Source organism: Streptomyces sp. NBC_00286 (assembly GCF_036173125.1).
In the GTDB taxonomy this organism is placed as follows: Bacteria; Actinomycetota; Actinomycetes; order Streptomycetales; family Streptomycetaceae; genus Streptomyces.
Genome location: NZ_CP108054.1, coordinates 2,028,899 through 2,045,853, shown reverse-complemented (window position 1 = coordinate 2,045,853; position 16,955 = coordinate 2,028,899). Strand labels below are relative to the sequence as shown.

14 protein-coding genes and 2 pseudogenes are annotated in these 16,955 nt (G+C 69.9%); 5 read left to right on the top strand and 11 right to left on the bottom strand.

Annotation, left to right across the window (positions count from 1 at the left end):
* Window positions 1–9: 9 nt before the first annotated feature.
* From OHT21_RS09270 to OHT21_RS09250, 5 genes are all read right to left on the bottom strand, one after another.
* Complete coding sequence (locus OHT21_RS09270; protein WP_328767779.1) at window positions 10–726, bottom strand: alpha/beta fold hydrolase; 717 nt, start codon at window positions 724–726, stop codon at window positions 10–12.
* Window positions 723–1,802 carry an aromatic ring-hydroxylating dioxygenase subunit alpha gene (locus OHT21_RS09265; RefSeq protein ID WP_328767778.1) on the bottom strand — a complete coding sequence of 360 codons (1,080 nt, stop codon included), beginning with the start codon at window positions 1,800–1,802 and terminating at the stop codon, window positions 723–725. The genes OHT21_RS09270 and OHT21_RS09265 overlap by 4 nt, the downstream gene beginning before the upstream one ends.
* Window positions 1,803–1,838: 36 nt before the next feature.
* Window positions 1,839–2,894 (bottom strand): PDR/VanB family oxidoreductase, encoded by a 1,056-nt coding sequence (locus tag OHT21_RS09260; protein ID WP_328767777.1) that lies wholly within the window; start codon window positions 2,892–2,894, stop codon window positions 1,839–1,841.
* A 145-nt stretch (window positions 2,895–3,039) separates the two neighbouring features.
* Window positions 3,040–3,372, bottom strand: coding sequence for a hypothetical protein (locus OHT21_RS09255; RefSeq protein WP_328767776.1), 333 nt, complete (start codon window positions 3,370–3,372; stop codon window positions 3,040–3,042).
* A 341-nt stretch (window positions 3,373–3,713) separates the two neighbouring features.
* Window positions 3,714–4,466 (bottom strand): PIG-L deacetylase family protein, encoded by a 753-nt coding sequence (locus tag OHT21_RS09250; RefSeq protein ID WP_328767775.1) that lies wholly within the window; start codon window positions 4,464–4,466, stop codon window positions 3,714–3,716.
* A gap of 134 nt (window positions 4,467–4,600) precedes the next feature.
* Between OHT21_RS09250 and OHT21_RS09245 the strand changes: the two genes are divergently transcribed.
* A complete protein-coding gene (locus OHT21_RS09245) occupies window positions 4,601–5,284 on the top strand; it encodes a 4-carboxy-4-hydroxy-2-oxoadipate aldolase/oxaloacetate decarboxylase (protein WP_328767774.1) in 684 nt (227 codons plus the stop codon).
* 157 nt (window positions 5,285–5,441) lie between these two features.
* Here the strand turns inward: OHT21_RS09245 and OHT21_RS09240 are convergent, their stop codons facing one another.
* Window positions 5,442–7,136 carry an AMP-binding protein gene (locus tag OHT21_RS09240; RefSeq protein WP_328767773.1) on the bottom strand — a complete coding sequence of 565 codons (1,695 nt, stop codon included), beginning with the start codon at window positions 7,134–7,136 and terminating at the stop codon, window positions 5,442–5,444.
* A gap of 390 nt (window positions 7,137–7,526) precedes the next feature.
* Here OHT21_RS09240 and OHT21_RS09235 point away from each other — a divergent pair, with 390 nt between their 5' ends.
* Both OHT21_RS09235 and OHT21_RS09230 read left to right on the top strand, forming a co-directional pair.
* The gene (locus tag OHT21_RS09235; RefSeq protein WP_328767772.1) at window positions 7,527–9,248 is read left to right on the top strand and encodes a GAF domain-containing sensor histidine kinase; all 1,722 of its coding nucleotides are present in this window, start codon (window positions 7,527–7,529) and stop codon (window positions 9,246–9,248) included.
* Complete coding sequence (locus tag OHT21_RS09230; RefSeq protein ID WP_328774016.1) at window positions 9,236–9,883, top strand: response regulator transcription factor; 648 nt, start codon at window positions 9,236–9,238, stop codon at window positions 9,881–9,883. Before OHT21_RS09235 ends, OHT21_RS09230 begins: the two co-directional genes overlap by 13 nt.
* Before the next feature lie 166 nt (window positions 9,884–10,049).
* Here the strand turns inward: OHT21_RS09230 and OHT21_RS09225 are convergent.
* Window positions 10,050–10,739 (bottom strand): annotated as a pseudogene (locus OHT21_RS09225) (FadR/GntR family transcriptional regulator).
* A 125-nt stretch (window positions 10,740–10,864) separates the two neighbouring features.
* Between OHT21_RS09225 and OHT21_RS09220 the strand changes: the two are divergent.
* Window positions 10,865–13,081 (top strand): alpha-L-fucosidase, encoded by a 2,217-nt coding sequence (locus tag OHT21_RS09220; protein WP_328767771.1) that lies wholly within the window; start codon window positions 10,865–10,867, stop codon window positions 13,079–13,081.
* 65 nt (window positions 13,082–13,146) lie between these two features.
* Here the strand turns inward: OHT21_RS09220 and OHT21_RS09215 are convergent, their stop codons facing one another.
* From OHT21_RS09215 to OHT21_RS09205, 3 genes and pseudogenes are all read right to left on the bottom strand, one after another.
* Window positions 13,147–13,599 (bottom strand): flavodoxin family protein, encoded by a 453-nt coding sequence (locus tag OHT21_RS09215; protein ID WP_328767770.1) that lies wholly within the window; start codon window positions 13,597–13,599, stop codon window positions 13,147–13,149.
* Between the two features lie 147 nt (window positions 13,600–13,746).
* Window positions 13,747–14,082 (bottom strand): annotated as a pseudogene (locus tag OHT21_RS09210) (oxidoreductase C-terminal domain-containing protein); the annotation flags it as partial.
* 44 nt (window positions 14,083–14,126) lie between these two features.
* Window positions 14,127–14,648 carry a DUF2231 domain-containing protein gene (locus tag OHT21_RS09205; RefSeq protein WP_328767769.1) on the bottom strand — a complete coding sequence of 174 codons (522 nt, stop codon included), beginning with the start codon at window positions 14,646–14,648 and terminating at the stop codon, window positions 14,127–14,129.
* A gap of 333 nt (window positions 14,649–14,981) precedes the next feature.
* Here OHT21_RS09205 and OHT21_RS09200 point away from each other — a divergent pair, with 333 nt between their 5' ends.
* Window positions 14,982–15,653 (top strand): hypothetical protein, encoded by a 672-nt coding sequence (locus OHT21_RS09200; protein ID WP_328767768.1) that lies wholly within the window; start codon window positions 14,982–14,984, stop codon window positions 15,651–15,653.
* A gap of 102 nt (window positions 15,654–15,755) precedes the next feature.
* Here OHT21_RS09200 and OHT21_RS09195 read toward each other — a convergent pair whose 3' ends face one another.
* The gene (locus OHT21_RS09195) at window positions 15,756–16,367 is read right to left on the bottom strand and encodes a 4a-hydroxytetrahydrobiopterin dehydratase (protein ID WP_328767767.1); all 612 of its coding nucleotides are present in this window, start codon (window positions 16,365–16,367) and stop codon (window positions 15,756–15,758) included.
* Window positions 16,368–16,955: the final 588 nt, after the last annotated feature.

Here is a 16,955-nt window from a genome sequence, read left to right as displayed (position 1 = left end):
TTTCACGGGTCAGGCTGCGGCGATCTCCAGCAGCAGTTCGGCCAGTTGGTCGGGTGCCGTGACCATGGCCTCGTGCCCGGTCGCGATCTCGTGGACCGGCCAGCCACGGGCCGCGGCTCGCTCGGCGTGCGGGGTGAACACCCGCATCCAGTCGGTGCATTCGATGAAGACGCCGGGGACCTGCTCGGCCTTGCCGGTCAGCCGGAGCGGCTCGGTGTAGGTCAGCCACGGGTGCGGGGTCAGCCGGGGCCCGAGCCAGTCCAGGTCCGACTGTTCCTCGACGCCGAGCACGCTCAGCGAGCGCACCGGGATGAGCCAGCCGAAGCCGGGACCGGCCACGGACTCGCGATAGTGCCCGGCGATGGGTTCGGGAAGGAGATCGATCGCCGCGTCACCGTCGTCGCCCACGAAGGCGTCGAGATGGACGCGCTTGGCCAGTCGGTCGGGGATGCGGTCCGCGACCCCGGTGACGACCTGGCCCGCGTAACTGTGCCCGACGAGTACGACATCCCTGGCGTCGTACGCCTCGAGCAGCGCCACCACGTCCTGGATGTGCGTGCCGAGCCCGACCTGCGGACTGAGGAGGTGGGCGCGGTCGCTCACCCCGGTCAGCGTGGGGGCATGCACTTCGTGCCCGGCCTCACGCAGCCGCTGTGTGACGTGCTGCCACACCCACCCGCCGTGCCAGGCTCCGTGCAGCAGTACGAAGACGCGTCGGCCGCTCATACGGACGCCGTCCGGCTACGTGGGATGCGGGCGCCCTGCTGCTCACTCTGTTCGTGCTGCTCACGCTGCTCGCGGGCGAGCATCTTCGCCACCGCGCGACGTCCGCGGAGGGCGGCCAAGTCGGACTTGATGCTGGACTCGGCCTTGCCGCCAGGGTCGGTGGCGTACATGACCTCCTGCGCCTCCAGGGCGTAGACGTCCTCCTGCATGACGGCGAGCTGCTGCTCGTGCTGGAACTTCGTGAGCTCCTGGTCGTCGATGAGGTAGTCGCGGCCCAGGGCGTAGAAGTCGTGCGTCTCGTTGCCGCGCGCCGGCGTCAGCCCGTACAGCACCTTCATGTGGAAACCCTCTGGCTCCTCGGTGCCGGTGGCGGCGACGCGGATGTTGAGGATGAAGATGCCCGGCGGGTAGAAGTCGCCGTCCTGCCAGCGGTCCACCGGCGAGGTCAGTCCGCAGGACTTCTCGTAGAACGGAGGCGCTTCGATGCCGATCATGTGGCGGCTGAAGCTGACCCGGTCGCCGTCCACGGTCACATCGATGGGGGTCGCGGCGACGGCGGCGTTGCCGATGGTCGTCGGGTGCAGGAACGTCTCGTGGGTGAGGTCGAGGAGGTTCTCCAGGAGCAGCATGTGCCGTGCCTTGAGCGGGACCACGCCGTGTACGTGTGTCCAGCCCGGGTCGGTGAGCCAGGAGGTGTCGGGCAGCAGGCTCTCGTCGGCCAGGTCCGGGTCACCGGGCCAGATCCAGATCGCGCCGTCCCGCTCGACCAGCGGGAACCGGCGCAGCGCCGCCTTGGGCCGGTCGGCCTGCTCGGCGACCCCGACGCACACGCCCTGACCGTCGAAACGGTAGCCGTGGTAGTCGCACTGGAGCGTGCCCTCGTCGTTCAAGTGGCCTAGGGACAAAGGGTACTTGCGGTGCGGGCAGCGGTCCTCGACGGCGGTGACGGTCTGGTCGGGCAGCCGGTAGAAGCAGACCGGGATGTCCGTGATCCAGCGCTGTGTGAGCGTCCGGCCGATCTCGTCGGACCAGGCTCCCAGGTACCAGCCGTTGCGCACATACTGCGTCAGTGTCATGGCGGTCGGTCCTTCCGTATACGCGTTGACGGTGGGTCAGAGATCCAGTACGAGCCGGCCGCCCCGCGCGCGCGAGACGCAGATCAGCATCGTGTCGTTCGCGGCCCGCTCGTCCTCGGTGAGCAGTGAGTCGCGGTGATCGACCTCGCCGTCCAGGACGGGGGTCTCGCATGAGCCGCAGATGCCCTCCTCGCAGGAGGACAGGACCGGGACGCCCGCCTCCTCCACGGCCTTGAGTACCGACAGCTCCGGCGGCACGGTCAGCGTCATCCCGGACGCCCGCAGCTCCACCTCGATGGGCTGCTCGGCGGCCGCACCGTCGGCGGGCCCCGCGCTGGCCGCCGCCGCGAACCGCTCGACGTTCAGGGACCCGGACGGCCAGGTGGCGCAGTACGCCTCGACCGCGTCGATGAGCGGTGCCGGGCCGCAGCAGTACACCAGGGCGGACGGGTCGGGGTCGCCGAGGAAGCCGGCGAGGTCGAGCAGCCCGTACTGGTCCTGCGGGCGTACGGACACACGCTCGCCGTAGCCCGCCAGTTCGGGCAGGAAGGCCATGGAACCGTGGGTCCGGCCGCCGTAGAGCAGGGACCACTCGGCGCCCGCGGCCTCCGCCTCGGCGATCATCGGGAGCAGGGGGGTGATGCCGATGCCTCCGCCGACGAACAGGTACCGGGCCGCCGGCCGCAGCGGGAAGTTGTTGCGCGGGCCGCGCACCCGGAGTTCGTCGCCCTCTTGGACGTGGTCGTGGATCCACTGCGAGCCGCCGCGTCCGTGGGGCTCGCGCAGCACGGCGATGCGCCAGCGGGTGGAGTGCCCCGCCGCGTCGATCGGGCCGCACAGTGAGTACTGCCGGGTGACGCCTGTGGGCAGGACGACGTCGATGTGCGCTCCGGGCTGCCAGAGCGGTAGGGGCTCGGCTTCCCCGTCGCCGGTGCTTGGCGCCAGTTCCAGCGATACGACACCGTCCGCCACCGTCTGCCGGGACCGTACGGTGGCGGTGCCCTCGAACTCGGCGCCGCGACGGGTCGGGACAGGGGCTTCGGCCGTACCGAGGGGGCGCGTGTCCGGGGCGGCGGCTGAACGGCTCGTCACGTACGTCATCTCCTCGACTGCGGTCGGCGGGCGTCACTTCGGCCGCGGTCGGCGGCGGCACGATCGACGCTAGCGACCGGGGAACGCCCAGGTCATCGCGCGAATGACCGGACCGGGGCGGCGCAACGTCGTGGCTCGGACTACGTCATCCGTCGTGCGTGCGCGGTGTCCCGTTGTCGCCGTCGGGCCGAGGCGGTGCCTGGTCGAGGTGGATCCGGACCTGGCGGCCGTCCTCGTGCCAGAGGGCCTCCACCACGGCGTGCAGCCGCTGGGCGTCGATGCGCCACATCGGTGCGCCGTAGCGGTCGTCGCGCGTGATGCCGTCCTGGGGGACGGCGTTGGCCAGGAGGCCCCGGCGATCGGACGTACGGGCCGTTGCGCCGACCTCGTCCGCGAACTCCACGTAGAGGGACGTGCTGCGGAAGGGCACCCAGATGTGGGTGGCCGCACGTTCGTCCGTCTCGCTGCGCGTCGTCATCGGGATTCCTCCGTGGATACCCCCGCGTTCAGGCGGGGGAGGAAACGGACTCCTGCGGAGCAGGGCAGGGAGCGGGGTTTCGCCCGCTGGGCGAAAGACCGTTCGTCACCGAGCGTCAGGAGTAGTGCTGATCGGGTGATAGGGTCGGCAGTGCCCGGTCGGCGATAACCAAGCCGTCCGGGTCTACCGCCGGGCTGGCGGGAAGTCAGGTCTGTGGAGCTTGCGTAAGACCATGGGCGGTACACCGTCCCTTGCTGGTAACCCCGGGTGGCTGCGGGCTGTGAAGCAGAAAGCCCAACCCGCGAGGGAAGGAATCCCCTTCGTTCACGAAGGGGAGGAGGTCAAGCCAGTACGCCCGTCGTCTGCGGGTAGAGCCGTACGTACGCCTCGCCCATGGTCGTGTGGGGGAGGCCGAGGTTCGGGCCGGCGTTGCGCTTCAGTTGGACGCCGCGGCGTTTGGCGAGGTCCGTGTAGTAGTCCCACATGTGCTGCTGTGCGGCCAGGCACTCCATGGCCTTGCGCTTCTTGTCGAACACCGGGGTGATGTCCAGCAGGACGTTCGGCTTGAAGTCGCACTGTTCCGGCTGGTGCGGCTCGAAGAAGAACACCGGGGGAGCGCCGAGGGGTTCACCGGGGGCGTCGTAGCCGATGGCCTGGGCGAGCACGCGGGCCTGGAGTGCCATGCGGGCGGCGGCCGGGTGGTCGCCGTTGTAGGGGTCGGCGAGGGTATGGGTGAGGACGACCGCGGGGTTCACCTCCCGGTACACGCGCACGATCCGGTCCACCAACTCCGGGGTCTCCAGCAGCGGGTAGTCCCCGGCGTCCAGGAACTCGATCTCCGCTCCCAGCGCGGCCGCGGCGTTCGAGGCCTCCGTGCGGCGCAGCTCCTTGATCTCGTCGAGCTGGAGGCCGTCGCGCCAGGCGCGGGCGGACTCGCCGCGCTCGCCGAAGCTCAGGCACAGCACCTTGGCGCGCTGGCCGCGTTCGGCGGCCAGGGCTATGGCGCCGCCGGCCCGCCAGACGAAGTCGCCCGCGTGGGCGCTGATCACCAGCAGCGCTCCTTCGGACGGGGTGGAGGTGGTGTCGAGTGTCATCGGGACTCCTCGGGATCAAGCGGAGGGAAGGAGGTTGACTCGTCAGCTGCGAGCTTATCGCTGACGTTTTTGTTGACAATAACGTTGACTTCAAGAATTCTCGTGACATCAGACCTGAGCACCGCGGAGGAGACATGCCCCGACGTCATGTCGTCGTCAGGAACATCGACCGGCCCGCCGCCGAGGTCGTCGCCCGGCTCGCCGAGGCGGGGGTGTCCACGGTCCACGAGGCCATCGGCCGCCGTGGCTTCGCGGGGACCGGTCTGCGGCCGAACCAGCGGGATGTGCGTATCGCGGGCCCGGCGGTGACGGTCAGCTCCCACCCGGGGGACAACCTGATGATCCACGCCGCCGTTGAGGTCTGCCGTCCCGGCGACGTCCTCGTGGTGACCACCACCTCGCCCTCCACGGACGGCATGTTCGGCGAACTGCTCGCCACCTCCCTCGCCGCCCGGGGCGTCATCGGCCTGGTCACGGGGGCCGGTGTACGCGACACCGCCGAGCTGCGGGAGATGGGCTTCCACGTCTGGTCGCGGGCCGTGTCCGCCCAGGGCACGGTGAAGGCGTCCCCGGGCTCGGTCAACGTGCCCGTGACGCTCGGCGGGGTGTCCGTGTCCCCCGGTGACGTCGTGGTCGCCGACGACGACGGCGTGGTCGTAGTGCCCCTCGCGGAGGCGGAGGAGGCTGCGGACCTCGCGGAGAAACGGCTCGCCAAGGAAGCCACCACCCGCGAGGTCCTGCGCTCCGGAACCCTGGGCGTCGACTACTACGGACTGCGCGCCAAACTCGCCGAGTTGGGCGTCACCTATCAGGACTGACCGCGTCCGAACCTCGTGACGAGGCGGCAGGTGCGTACGGAATGCGCGGCGAGGCGGCAGGCCCGTACGGGAACTGCGGCGAGGCGACAGGCGCGTACGGAAGCCAAGGTCGCCAAGGTCACCGCGGCCGCCGTTCAGCACGTCTCGCACGCGTCCGTCACGATCCGTCGCCCGCGCCCGCGCCCGCGCCCGCGCCCGCGCCCGCGCCCGCGCCCGCGCCCGCGCCCGCGCCGGAGTCCTGAGCCGTCTTCCTGGCCCAGGCGATCTCGAGCTTGCCGGTCGGGGTGCGCGGCAGGGTCTCCGTCAGGACGACGGAGCGCGGCACCTTGTAGCCGGCGAGGCTCCGCCGTACCCAGTCGCGGAGTTCCTCGACGGTGACCGTCGCGCCCGGCGGGATCGCCACGACGGCCGCCACCCGTTCTCCCCACGTCTCGTCGGGGATGCCCACGACGACGCAGTCGGTCACCGCGGGGTGCTCCAGCAGGATGTTCTCCACTTCCTGGGGGTGCACCTTCTCGCCGCCGGTGTTGATCACGCCCGAGCCGCGGCCGAGGAAGCGAATCGCACCGTCGGCATCGATCTGGGCGAGATCGCCGGGGATCGCGTACCGGACCTCGTCGATCGTGCGGAACGTCGTCGCGCTCTTCTCCGTGTCCTTGTAGTAGCCGAGCGGCATCGGGCCGCAGTAGGCGAGTAGCCCGGCCTCGTCACTGCCGGGTTCGACGAAGCGGTCGTCGGGGCCGATCACCCGCGTCGCCGGTACGGGGAAGAAGCGCGCGGGCAGGTCTCGTACGGACGTGGTGATCGCGAAGGCGAACGGGCCCCCTTCGCTCGACGCGATGGCGTCGATGACCGTGACCTCGGCGCGTTCGTGCAGCGCCTGCTTGAGCGGGTCGCTGAGCGCGGTGCCGGAGCTGATGATCCTGCGTACGGAGCTCAAGTCGTGTGCTGCTCCCGCCTGTTCCGCGCGGACGAGTTCGTCGACGAGCGGCCGGCATACGGCGTTGCCCGCGATGATGACCGTGTCGGCCCGCTGCTCGGCGATCGTGTGCCAGATGTGCTCCGGATCGAGCCCGCCCTGCCGTGCCGTGACCGCCCGGCCGCCGACCATCAGGGCGCCCATGGTGTTGAACAGCCCGGTGGCGTGCATGAGCGGCACCACCGGCATGGTCGTCGGGGCGCTGCCTTCGCCGTGTGCCTTGACCGCGAGGGCCACGGCCTCGTCGACGGTCGCCGGGAGTTCGGTGACGCCGAGCGGGTGGAAGATCGGGACGACGAGGGAGTGCAGCAGATCGCTCTGCCGCCACACCACGCCCTTCGGCTTGCCCGTGGTGCCGCCGGTGTACATGAAGAGCCGGTCCGAGCCGGGACGCGGCTGCGGCTCGCGCGGGGCGTGCGCCGCCAGCAGGTCCTCCAGTTCGGGCACGGCGGGTCCGGTGGGGCCGTCGGCGGGCGGATCGCCCGCCCTGACCAGCAGCTTCAGTGTGGGTACATGCTGCGCGGCGTGTGCGACCCGGTCGGCCAGGGTGCCGCTGAAGACGAGGGCCGCCGCGTCGGCGTCGGTGAGGAGTTCGGAGAGTTCCTCGCCGGTGTAGCGGTAGTTGGCGTTGACCGGCACGGCGCCGAGCTTGAAGGCGGCGAAGGCCGTCTCCAGGTAGGCGGCGCCGTTGTACAGGTAGCAGGCCACGGTGTCGCCCTCGCGTACCCCGGCCACCTCCAGTGCGGCGGCCAGCCGTGCCGCGCGCTCGTCGAATTCGCGGTAGGTGGTCTCACGACCGGGTTCCGCGATGGCGACGGCTTCGGGCAGCGCACGGGAGACCGCCTCCCAGATCGTGCCGATGGACACGTCCATCCTCAGACCTCCTCGTCCTCGGGGGGCTCGGGCGGACCTAGGGTCCTTCTGACGGATCTCCGCGGCGTCGCGACGCCCAGCACGCACCCTTGCCGCACGGTGCGGAGGGACAGGTGGCTCCGCCACATGCCCCTCCGCACCGCACGCCGAGGGCACGCACCGGACGCCGCTCCTTCCTCCACGGAGATCCATCAGAAGGACCCTGGGGTGCCCTCCTCAACGTATGCGGGGTGTCGTCCGTGCGGGAACGCGAGCAATGACGCGACCGGCTCGGCGCTTCGACCCGGCGGTGAACAGGTCGAATGACGTAGGCCCGGCCCGAATCCGCCGGGCTACCCTCGGAGCGGGCTTCGTCGCTCGTCGACGATGACGATGGTGAGGAGAGCGCTCATGCCCGCTACGCCGCTCGTGGGCTGGGACGACATCGCGGCCGTCGCGCCGGACGGTCTCGCCGTACTGGACTGCGTGGGCCGGTTCGTCCGGCTGAACCCGGCGGCGGTCGCGCTGTGCGGCGCCGGGGAGGAGGCCGAGCTGCTCGGTGCTCCGGCTCCGTTCGCGCTCGTGGAGGGTGATGGCGCCTGCTGGGTAGGGCCGCTGGACGAGCAGTCGGAGGGCCAGGCTCAGGAGCGGTCGGACGAGTCGCCGGCGGACCACTCGGACGAGCCGTCGGAAGATCGGTCGGACGAGCAGGTGGCCCACTGGGAGTCCCCGTCCGGAGCCCGGCGCGAGTTCGCCTACCGGGCCCGTACGCTGGCGTCCGACCCGAACTTCACCGTCGTGTCGTTCCGCGATGTGACCGACGAATCGCACCGGCAGCGCAGGCTCGTGGCGATCGCCCAGACGTCGATCGCGCTGGCCACGGAGGGTTCGCTCGGCTCGACCCTGGATGCCGTGGCCCAGCAGATCGTGCAGGCCGACGGGCTGGCCGGCGCGCAGATCCTCACCCTGGACAGCACCGGCCGGGAACTGCGGCTGATGGGTTCCGCGGGGCTGCGGCACTGGGATGTGTTCCTCGACCGTCTGCTGGAGTGCCGTGACCGGGGCGCCCGGCTCTGCATGCTCGACACCCTCAAGGAACGTAAACCCATCGTCGTCCCCCACCGGTGGGCCCAGATCCGCGAGGACCCGGCCTGGGAACCCCTGCACGCCTATCTCGGCGAGCTGAACTGGGACTCTTTCGTCAGCGTTCCGCTGATGGCGCGCGGCCGTCCCGAAGGCGTACTGAACGCGTACTTCGCGCCGGGCCAGGAGATCGGCAGCCGCACCCTCGAATTCCTTGGCGCCATGGCGGAACAGGCCGCCCTCGCCGTGGACTACGCCACGCTGCTGCAGAGCGAACGCGAAGGGGCCCGCCGCAACGAGCGCCAGCGCCTCGCCCGCGATCTGCACGACTCGATCGTCCAGCAGGTGTTCTCCATCGGCATGCAGGCCAACGCGGTCGGCGTGCTCGGCACGCGCGGCGGGCCGGTCCCGGCCGAGTCCGTCCAGAAGTTCGCGGACGAGGTCGGAGCCCTCTCCCGGACCGTGCTCGCCGACCTGCGCGCGATGGTGCACGAACTGCGTCCGCCCTCCTCCGCCCGGCTCGGTCTCGAGGACGCGGTGAGCGCGCTCGTCAAGAGCACCGAGCACCGTACGGGCCTTACCATCCGGCTCCTGTGCGAACACGAACTGGACGTAATCGAGCCGGAGTTGGCCGAGGACATGTACCGGATCGTCGCCGAGGCAATCCACAACGCGGTCAAGCACGCGGAGGCCACCACCGTCACCATCCGCCTCGGCGTCCGCGACCACACACTGACCGCGAGCGTCCGCGACGACGGGCACGGAATCGCGGAATCCGCCGGGCGAGGAGACGCCGCCCCGGAGGGGAAGGCCGGCCGGACGGCCCGCCATCACGGCTACGGACTGACGACCATGCGGGAAAGGGCGGAACGATGGGGCGGCACCATGAGGATCAGGTCCGGCGCGAAGAGCGGTACGACCGTGCGCGTCGTCATTCCGCTTCCCGTACGGGTGCCGGAGTCGCCCCCTACGGGTCCGGTGAGCTCCGGGAGCGTCCGGCAGGCGGTTCCGCTCCGGGAGACGGCGAAGCCCGCCCGATCCGGGTCCTGATCGTCGACGATCATGCTGTTGTACGCCGCGGAATCCGCGCGTATCTCGAGGTTCTGGACGATATGGAGGTGGCCGCGGAGGCCGCCGACGGGCAGGAGGCGCTCACCCGGCTCGACGCGATGGCCGCGCACCGGGAACTGCCGGACGTGGTGCTGATCGACCTGCTCATGCCGAGGATGGACGGGGCGACGACGATCGGAGTGATCAAGAACCGTCATCCCGAGGTACGGGTCGTGGTGCTCACCAGCTTCGGCGAGATGGAACGCGTCCACGCGGCCCTCGCGCAGGGCGCCGCGGGCTACCTGCTCAAGGACGCGGAGGCGGGCGAGGTGGTCGCCGCGATCCGTGCCGCCGCACGGGGCGAGGTCTTCCTCGATCCCGAGGTGGCCAGGGGACTCACCCAGGAGATCGTCTCCCCGCCGACCGGGCTCGCCGCGCTCACCGGCCGCGAACGCGACGTCCTCGTCCTGGTCGCCGAGGGCCGCTCGAACCAGCAGATCGCCGACGAGCTGGTCATCAGCGAACGCACCGCCCGCACCCACGTCAGCAACGTCCTGCGCAAACTCCGGCTCACGTCACGGACGCAGGCCGCCCTGTTCGCCGTACGGCAGGGGCTGGTACCGCCGCGGGCGTGAGACAGGACGACGTTCACGCCTGGGCGGAATCCTCCCGGGTGGTCGACGTGTACTAGGCGGCCCTTTGAAGTTCGGTGCGGTACCGCGCCCCATAAGGGGCGCGGGGCTGTGTCGATCTGCGGCTCCGCCGCGGGGCGCGACCAGCCCCCACCGGCCCGCAGGTTCGTCACCGTTCCTCCAGCGAAGCGCTCAGCCACTGCTCGGTGTTGCTGACGTGCAGCAGCGCGGCCGCCTGGCTGAGCGGTGCGTCGCGGCGGGACAGGGCCGTGAAGATCGCCTCGTGTTCCGCGAGGGTCCGCCCCGCGGCCCGGTCGTCGACCAGGCCGCGCCAGATGCGGGCCCGGAGAGTGCGGCTCGAGACGGCCTCCAGGAGGGTGACCAGCGGTTCGTTGCCCGTGGCGGCGACGACGGCGCGGTGGAACGCCGCGTCGTGCGCGTTGAGTCGCTCGACGTCGTCGCGGGCCTCCCGTATGGCGTCCAGGTGCCGCTTCACCTCGGCCAGGCCCTCCTCGGAGATCCGAGTCGCGGCCAGTGCGGTGGCCGTGGGCTCCAGCAGCCGCCTGACCTCCATCAGGTCAAGCAGGGCGCCCGAGTCGCTCTGGAGCAGGTCCACCGCACCGCCGAGACCCTCCAGCAGCAGACTCGGCTGCAGGCTGGTCACGTACGTGCCGTCGCCCCGTCTGATCTCCAGCACCCGGGCGACGGCCAGCGCCTTGACCGCTTCCCGCGCCAGGTTGCGGGACAGCCCCAACTGGGCGGCCAGGTCCGGTTCCGGAGGCAGCTTCTACCCCGGCGGCAGCGCGCCCGAGCGGATCAGCTCACGGAGCTGATCGATGGCCTTGTCGGTCAGAGAGATGTGATGTCTCCCCTTGATAAGTAGGGCAGTTAAGGAATAATACGGTCAACTCGCCTGCTCGGCAGGCACATTCATCCCTTCACACCCGTTGACAGTAACCAGTGACATGCCTGACGTTCGTTCGTATGTCGCATTCGATCAGCAGGCGCAGACTACTGGCCGGCACCACGGCCGTCGTGGCGGCCACCGTGGCCAGCAACGTGTTAGCGGCCGGGGGTGCCGTGGCCGCTCCGAGAACCTACGAACCCACCTGGGATTCCGTGAACCGACACCCCGCCGCCCCCGAGTGGTTCCGGGACGCCAAGTTCGGCATCTACTTCCACTGGGGCGTCTTCAGCGTGCCCGCGTACGACAACGAGTGGTACCCGCGCAACCTGTACCAGAGCGGCCAGAAGGCGAACCGGCATCACATCGCCACGTATGGCAGCCCGTCCGCGTGGCCGTACCACAACTTCGTCAACGGGGCGGACGACCTGGCGGGCAACCACAAGGAGTTCGCGCCCAAGCTCAAGTCCGAGGGCGGCCACTTCGACCCCGACGAGTGGGCCCAATTGTTCGTCGACGCCGGCGCCAAGTACGCCGGTCCTGTCGCCGAGCACCACGACGGCTACTCGATGTGGGACAGCCAGGTCAACGAGTGGAACTCCGTGCGCAAGGGCCCGCGGCTTGACCTGCTGAAGCTGTTCACCGACGCCATCCGCGCCAGGAAGCTGAAGCTGCTGGTGGCGATGCACCACGCGTACAACTTCACCGGCTTCTACGAGCACGCGCCCGCCCAGTCGGACCCGAGCCTGAAGAAGTTCTACGGGCAGCTGAGTCCGGAACAGGAGAACCAGCTCTGGTACGACAAGCTCAAGGAGGTCGTCGACCGGGCCAGACCGGACATCCTGTGGCAGGACTTCAACCTGACCGAGGTCGACGAGCGGCAGCGGCTGAACTTCCTGGCGTACTACTACAACCAGGCCGACAAGTGGGGCAAGGAAGTCGTCGCCACCTACAAGGACGGCTTCAACAACCACGGCCAGGTCTTCGACTTCGAGCGGGGCGGCCCGGCCGACCTCACCGCTCCCTACTGGCTGACCGACGACAGCATCTCCAGCTCCAGCTGGTGCTACACCGAAGGCATCGGCTACTACACGCTGGCGCAGATGCTGCACTCGTTCATCGACCGGGTCAGCAAGAACGGCAACATGCTGCTCAACATCGCGCCGCAGGCCGACGGCACCATCCCGCAGGGCCAGCGCGACCTCCTGCTCGGCATCGGCGACTACCTCAAGCGCTTCGGCGAGTCCATCTACGGCACCCGGGCCTGGAGCGCGTACGGCGAGGGCCCGACGAAGATGGGCGGCGGCTCCTTCACCAAGCCCACGGCCGGCACCGCGCGGGACATCCGGTTCACCCGCGACAAGGCGGGCACCGTTCTGTACGCCACGGTCCTCGGCTGGCCCGGCAGTTCGCTGACGATCACCACGCTCAGCTCCGACCGGATCGACCTGGACTCGCTGTCCTCGGTGCAGCTGCTCGACTCGACCGCCGGCGAGTACATCGACCTCCCCACCCCGGCCCAGGACGAGACCGGGTTGAAGGTGACCCTTCCGCCGACGGCGCCGTTCGAAGCCCCCGCGTACGTACTGAAGCTCCGCTTCTCCGGCCGGATCCCCGTACTTCAGCCCCTCACGGGCGCCCTGCTCTTCAAAGACGCGGGCTACCGCGGCAACACCGCCGTACTCGCCCTCGGCAGCTACACCGCCGAAGAACTGACCCTCGCCGGAATGCCGCCGCGCACCCTCTCCTCACTCAAGCTCGCTCCGGGCTACCGGATCATCGGCTACTCCCGCGACGACTTCACCGGCACCTCGTGGACCTTCACCGCGGACAGCACCGACATCCGCAAGAAGATCACCTCGCTGAAGGTGATCCTCAACCCGTCGGCCTCGTTCAGGATCACCAACGTCACCAACAGCCTGGCCCTGGACGGCGGCGGCGACGTCCCCGGCGGCTCCGACCTCAAGCAGCGGACCTGGGACGGTGACGCCGACCTGCAATGGCACGCGGTCGACCTCGGCAACGGCTACTACAAGCTGGAGAACCGCACCAACGGCATGGTCGCCGACGGCTGGGGCGCCACCGCCAACGGCGCCACCGTCCGCCAACAGGACTGGAACGGCCACACCAACCAACAGTGGCAGCTCACCCACCGCGGCGACGGCCGTTACTCCATCGCCAACCGCACCACGGGCCTCGTCCTGGACAGCGGCGGCAACGTGCCCTCCGGCTCCGCCGCCAAGCAATGGGCGTGGGACACCAGCACCAACCTGCTCTGGACGCTCACCGTCGCCTGAACCATGGACCAGTCCTCCTGACGCAATGACGCACACGGGACGAGTGACCGCTCAGGCGCCGGCGGTCACTCCATCAACCCGGCCGCGACCGTCGCACCCAGCTCCCAGCAAGCCTCGATGTCGGCCTTGCCCGGCTCACCAGTGACGGTCACCGGCTCGGCCGCGCGGCGCCAGCCGAGCCCCGTCGTGATCGACTCGATCCCGCGCAGGGCCCCGGTCACGTCGCTTCCGCCATGCACGTAAAAGCCGAAGGGGCGGCCTCGTGTCGTGTCCAGGCAGGGGTAATAGACCTGGTCGAAGAAATGCTTGAGGGCGCCGGACATATAGCCGAGGTTCGCAGGAGTCCCGAGCAGATACCCGTCCGCGGCCAGTACGTCCGAAGCCGTCGCGGACAGCGCGGCGAGCCGTACGACCCGTACGCCCTCGATCTCCGGATCCGTCGCCCCGGACACGACGGCTTCGAACATCGACTGGCAGTTGGGCGAGGGCGTGTGATGCACGATCAGCAAGGTGGTCACGCCCCGAACCGTAACGCCGGTCGGGCGGCGGTGTCGTGCACCCTGACTCAGCCCTCCAGCGGCTGAGCCAGTCGCCCCAACAGCCCCGCGACCAGAGCCGTCTGCGCGGGCACCGTGTCGGGGTAGAAGAACTCACCCTGAGCGTGGGCCCCGTCCGCGGGCGCCGGTGAGCTTGTCGCCGGTGCGGTAGGCGGCGATGAAGCGGTGTTCGGTCAACTCCCCGTCCACGACGGTGACTTCGTCGTGGCCGCGCAGGTGTCCGTACGCCTGGATCTTCATGTCGTACTGGTCGGACCAGAAGTACGGCACCGGTGCGAACGGCTTGCGAGCGTCAGGCGCGGCGAGCAGGTTGCGGGCGGCGGCCATGCCCTGCTCGGCGGCGTTCGTACGGTGCTCGATCCGCATCGACGTCCCGAACAGCGGGTTGTACCAGCGGGCCACGTCCCCGGCCGCGTACACGCCCCTGGCGGCTTCGCAGTACTCGTGGTTGCTTGGCGACGGGGCTGTGGTTCTCCGGGGCTCGTCGGTCAGGCCGCTCGGTTGCGGTGCAAGCCGATCACCTTGGTGTGCTGCACCGTCAGTTCGTCGCGTTCCTGGGTGGGGGTGAGGCGGATGCCGATGTGGTAGTTCTGCACGAGCATCCAACCGAGGAAGCCGGCGCCGAGGGTGCAGGCCAGTCCGGCTGCGGCGAGTGCGAGTCCGCGGGTGGCTCCGGTGGCGGGGCCGTTCCAGTGGCTGGCGTACGTTCCCAGGTTGATGGCGAACAGGGCGAGCGCGGCGACGTTGAGGCCGGCGTGTGCCAGGCCGACGGTCTTGGCCGCGGAGCCGCGCGGGATGCCGAAGGCCCAGTCGGCGAATCCGGGCAGGGCGGCGAGCAGCGCACCGCCGACGCCGACGACGTTCAAGGCGATGGCCAGGTTGAGCCAGAACTGGTTGCCGTTGGCCGCGTAGACGGCGAAGCCCACCAGCGTGCCGGTGTAGCAGGCGACCGGGTAGCCGATGAGCATGGGGTGGATGGGGTGACCAGCGATGGTGACTTTGCTGTACATGACACCTCCTGGAGGATGCAGTAGGCACAGGCTGCGTGCCCTGCTCTTCCAGCGTCCCTCTTTCGGCGGGGCACGCAATGAGAGCTCTGAGTGCATTCGATGCGTCCGGGTACCCGCGCCGGAGAAGGAAGCCGTCAGCGGAAGTAGGGGCCGGCCAGATCGCTCACTGGCGAGACGGGAGGGCTGGCGTATCCCGTACGGCGATCCACACGGCCTTCGAGGATCTCGCACGGAGAGGACGGCCGCCATCGGCCGGTAGTGCTTCAGCGCTTTGTGCCGACTCGCGGTGAACGGCAGTGCGCGACGCGCACGGGCCCCGGTGAGGACGGAACCATGGCTCAGCCGCAGAAGAAGGAAGTGGTGGAGGCCCTGCTGGACCGGTACGGCCGACGCAGCCTCGCTGAAGAGGCAGAGATTCACCTCAAGAACCAGCCGCACACCATGTTCCAGTTGCTGCAGCTGGCGCTGCTGATGGACGCGAGAGTGGCCCCCGAAACAGCAGTACGCACGTTCATGACCCTGCGCGGTCGCAACTGGTCGACTGCGGGAAAGGTACGGACGGCCGGGACCACGAAGATCGCGGAGGTTCTCGCCGATGCCGGGTACCCCGAGGGCGACCGCAAGCGCATCTCCACGGCTATGACCGATGCGGCACTGCACCTGCTAGAAGATCATGGAGGCGACCTCGGCGGACTGCGCCAGGACGCGGACAACGACCCGCAGCGGGAACGGGAACTGCTCCGGCACTTCGCCAATGTGGATGACGGCGTGGTGGATGCCTTCTTCCGGGAGACCCAGCTGCTGTGGCAGGAGCTGGGCCCGTTCGCGGACAAGAAGGCGCTCGACGCAGCCGATCGGCTCGCCTTGGGCAAGGATGCGGACTCCCTGCGTTCTCTCGTGGATGACGACCGGCAATTCGTACGGCTCATCGACTCACTGGTGAGGATCCGGCACGAGGAGGACGGCTACCAGAAGGTGCGCGAACTGGCCGGCCAGAAGGGCTGAGTTCCTCGGCATGCCGGACAAAGCTGGGGGCCGCCGCCGCGCGGCCCCCAGCCCCGACGCCCGGTGCCCGATGGCTGAGCGGGCCGGGCCCGGGACCGGCCATCAGGTGGCGGATCCGCCTCCGACTGCCATGACGGCGTCGTCGATCCGGTCGGCGAGGTCGAAGTCGAGCGGGGTCACGGCCTGCACCGAGCGGGTCTGGACGGTGAAGCGCACTCCGTCGTCCGTCCGCTGGGTGCGGGGCCGGTGGCCGAGTTCGCCGGCGGCCTGCTCCACGTGGGTCAGCAGTAGTTGAACGCGGTCGGCGGGAAGCGCCACCGTACGGGACAGCTCGTGGGTGTCGCCGGTCCAGCCGGGGCGCTGTCGTAGTGCGGTGGCGACCTCCTCGTCGTTGAGTGGCCTCGGGGCGTCCGTGGCGCGGCTCGACCGCTCGGGAAGCGGGTCGGGTTCGGTGAACAGCGTGCTGAATTCGTCGGGCAGGCAGCTGCGCAGGTCAACCATCAAGCTGGTGTCATCGGTTGTGACACGGGAGACCACGGTCTGTGCCAGGAAGAGCGCCTGCTCCGGCGTCGCGCCCACGGGCTTGGCGACCTCTGCCAGCAAGTCGCTCAGCCGCCCGGCGGATCTTTTCCCCTCGATCGCCGCTGCCGAAGGCCACGGCGTCGCGTTCGTGCGCAGGTACGGATTGGCGCAGATGCTCCCGTCGCGGTTCATCGAGGCGGCGGCTCAGCGCCGCAAGGACGAGGTGAACGGCGGCGTCGGCGGCGTCCGCATCGTCGAGCCGGGCCCGCGACGCCACCTCTTCCACCAGATGCTGATGGCTGATCATGTTGCCTCCCGCAGGTGCGGTCGAGTGCGGCCCGAAGGTGCGGTTTGCTCCACCGGCCCCCGGGGACTCCGGTGCGACGAGTGCCCCTGAGGCCGGCGCGTACACGGATCACTGGAGTCCGCCGCGTACACGGACCGCGGCCGTCCGCCGCGTACACGGACCGCGGCCGTCCGCCGCGCTCACGGACCGCGGCCGTCCTCCGGTTCCACGCTGTCGTGTGCGGCGGTCGCGATCAGGCAAGATCCCCGGTTTCCGCCGACGGTCGGCGCGGGGACCACTGGACACGTACCGGATGTCCGGGCAGCCGGGGACGGCTCGGGTGCGGGCCCGGGCTCCGGCGGCCGGGGAACCGGGAGCGGTTTGGGCGACGGACCGGGCGGGGGTTCGGGCACCGGAACACCGGACCTGGTGGGGACGGCCGCGTCCGGCGGGCCGGGGGTCGGCTCGGGAGGTACGGGAACAGGCGGCTCGCC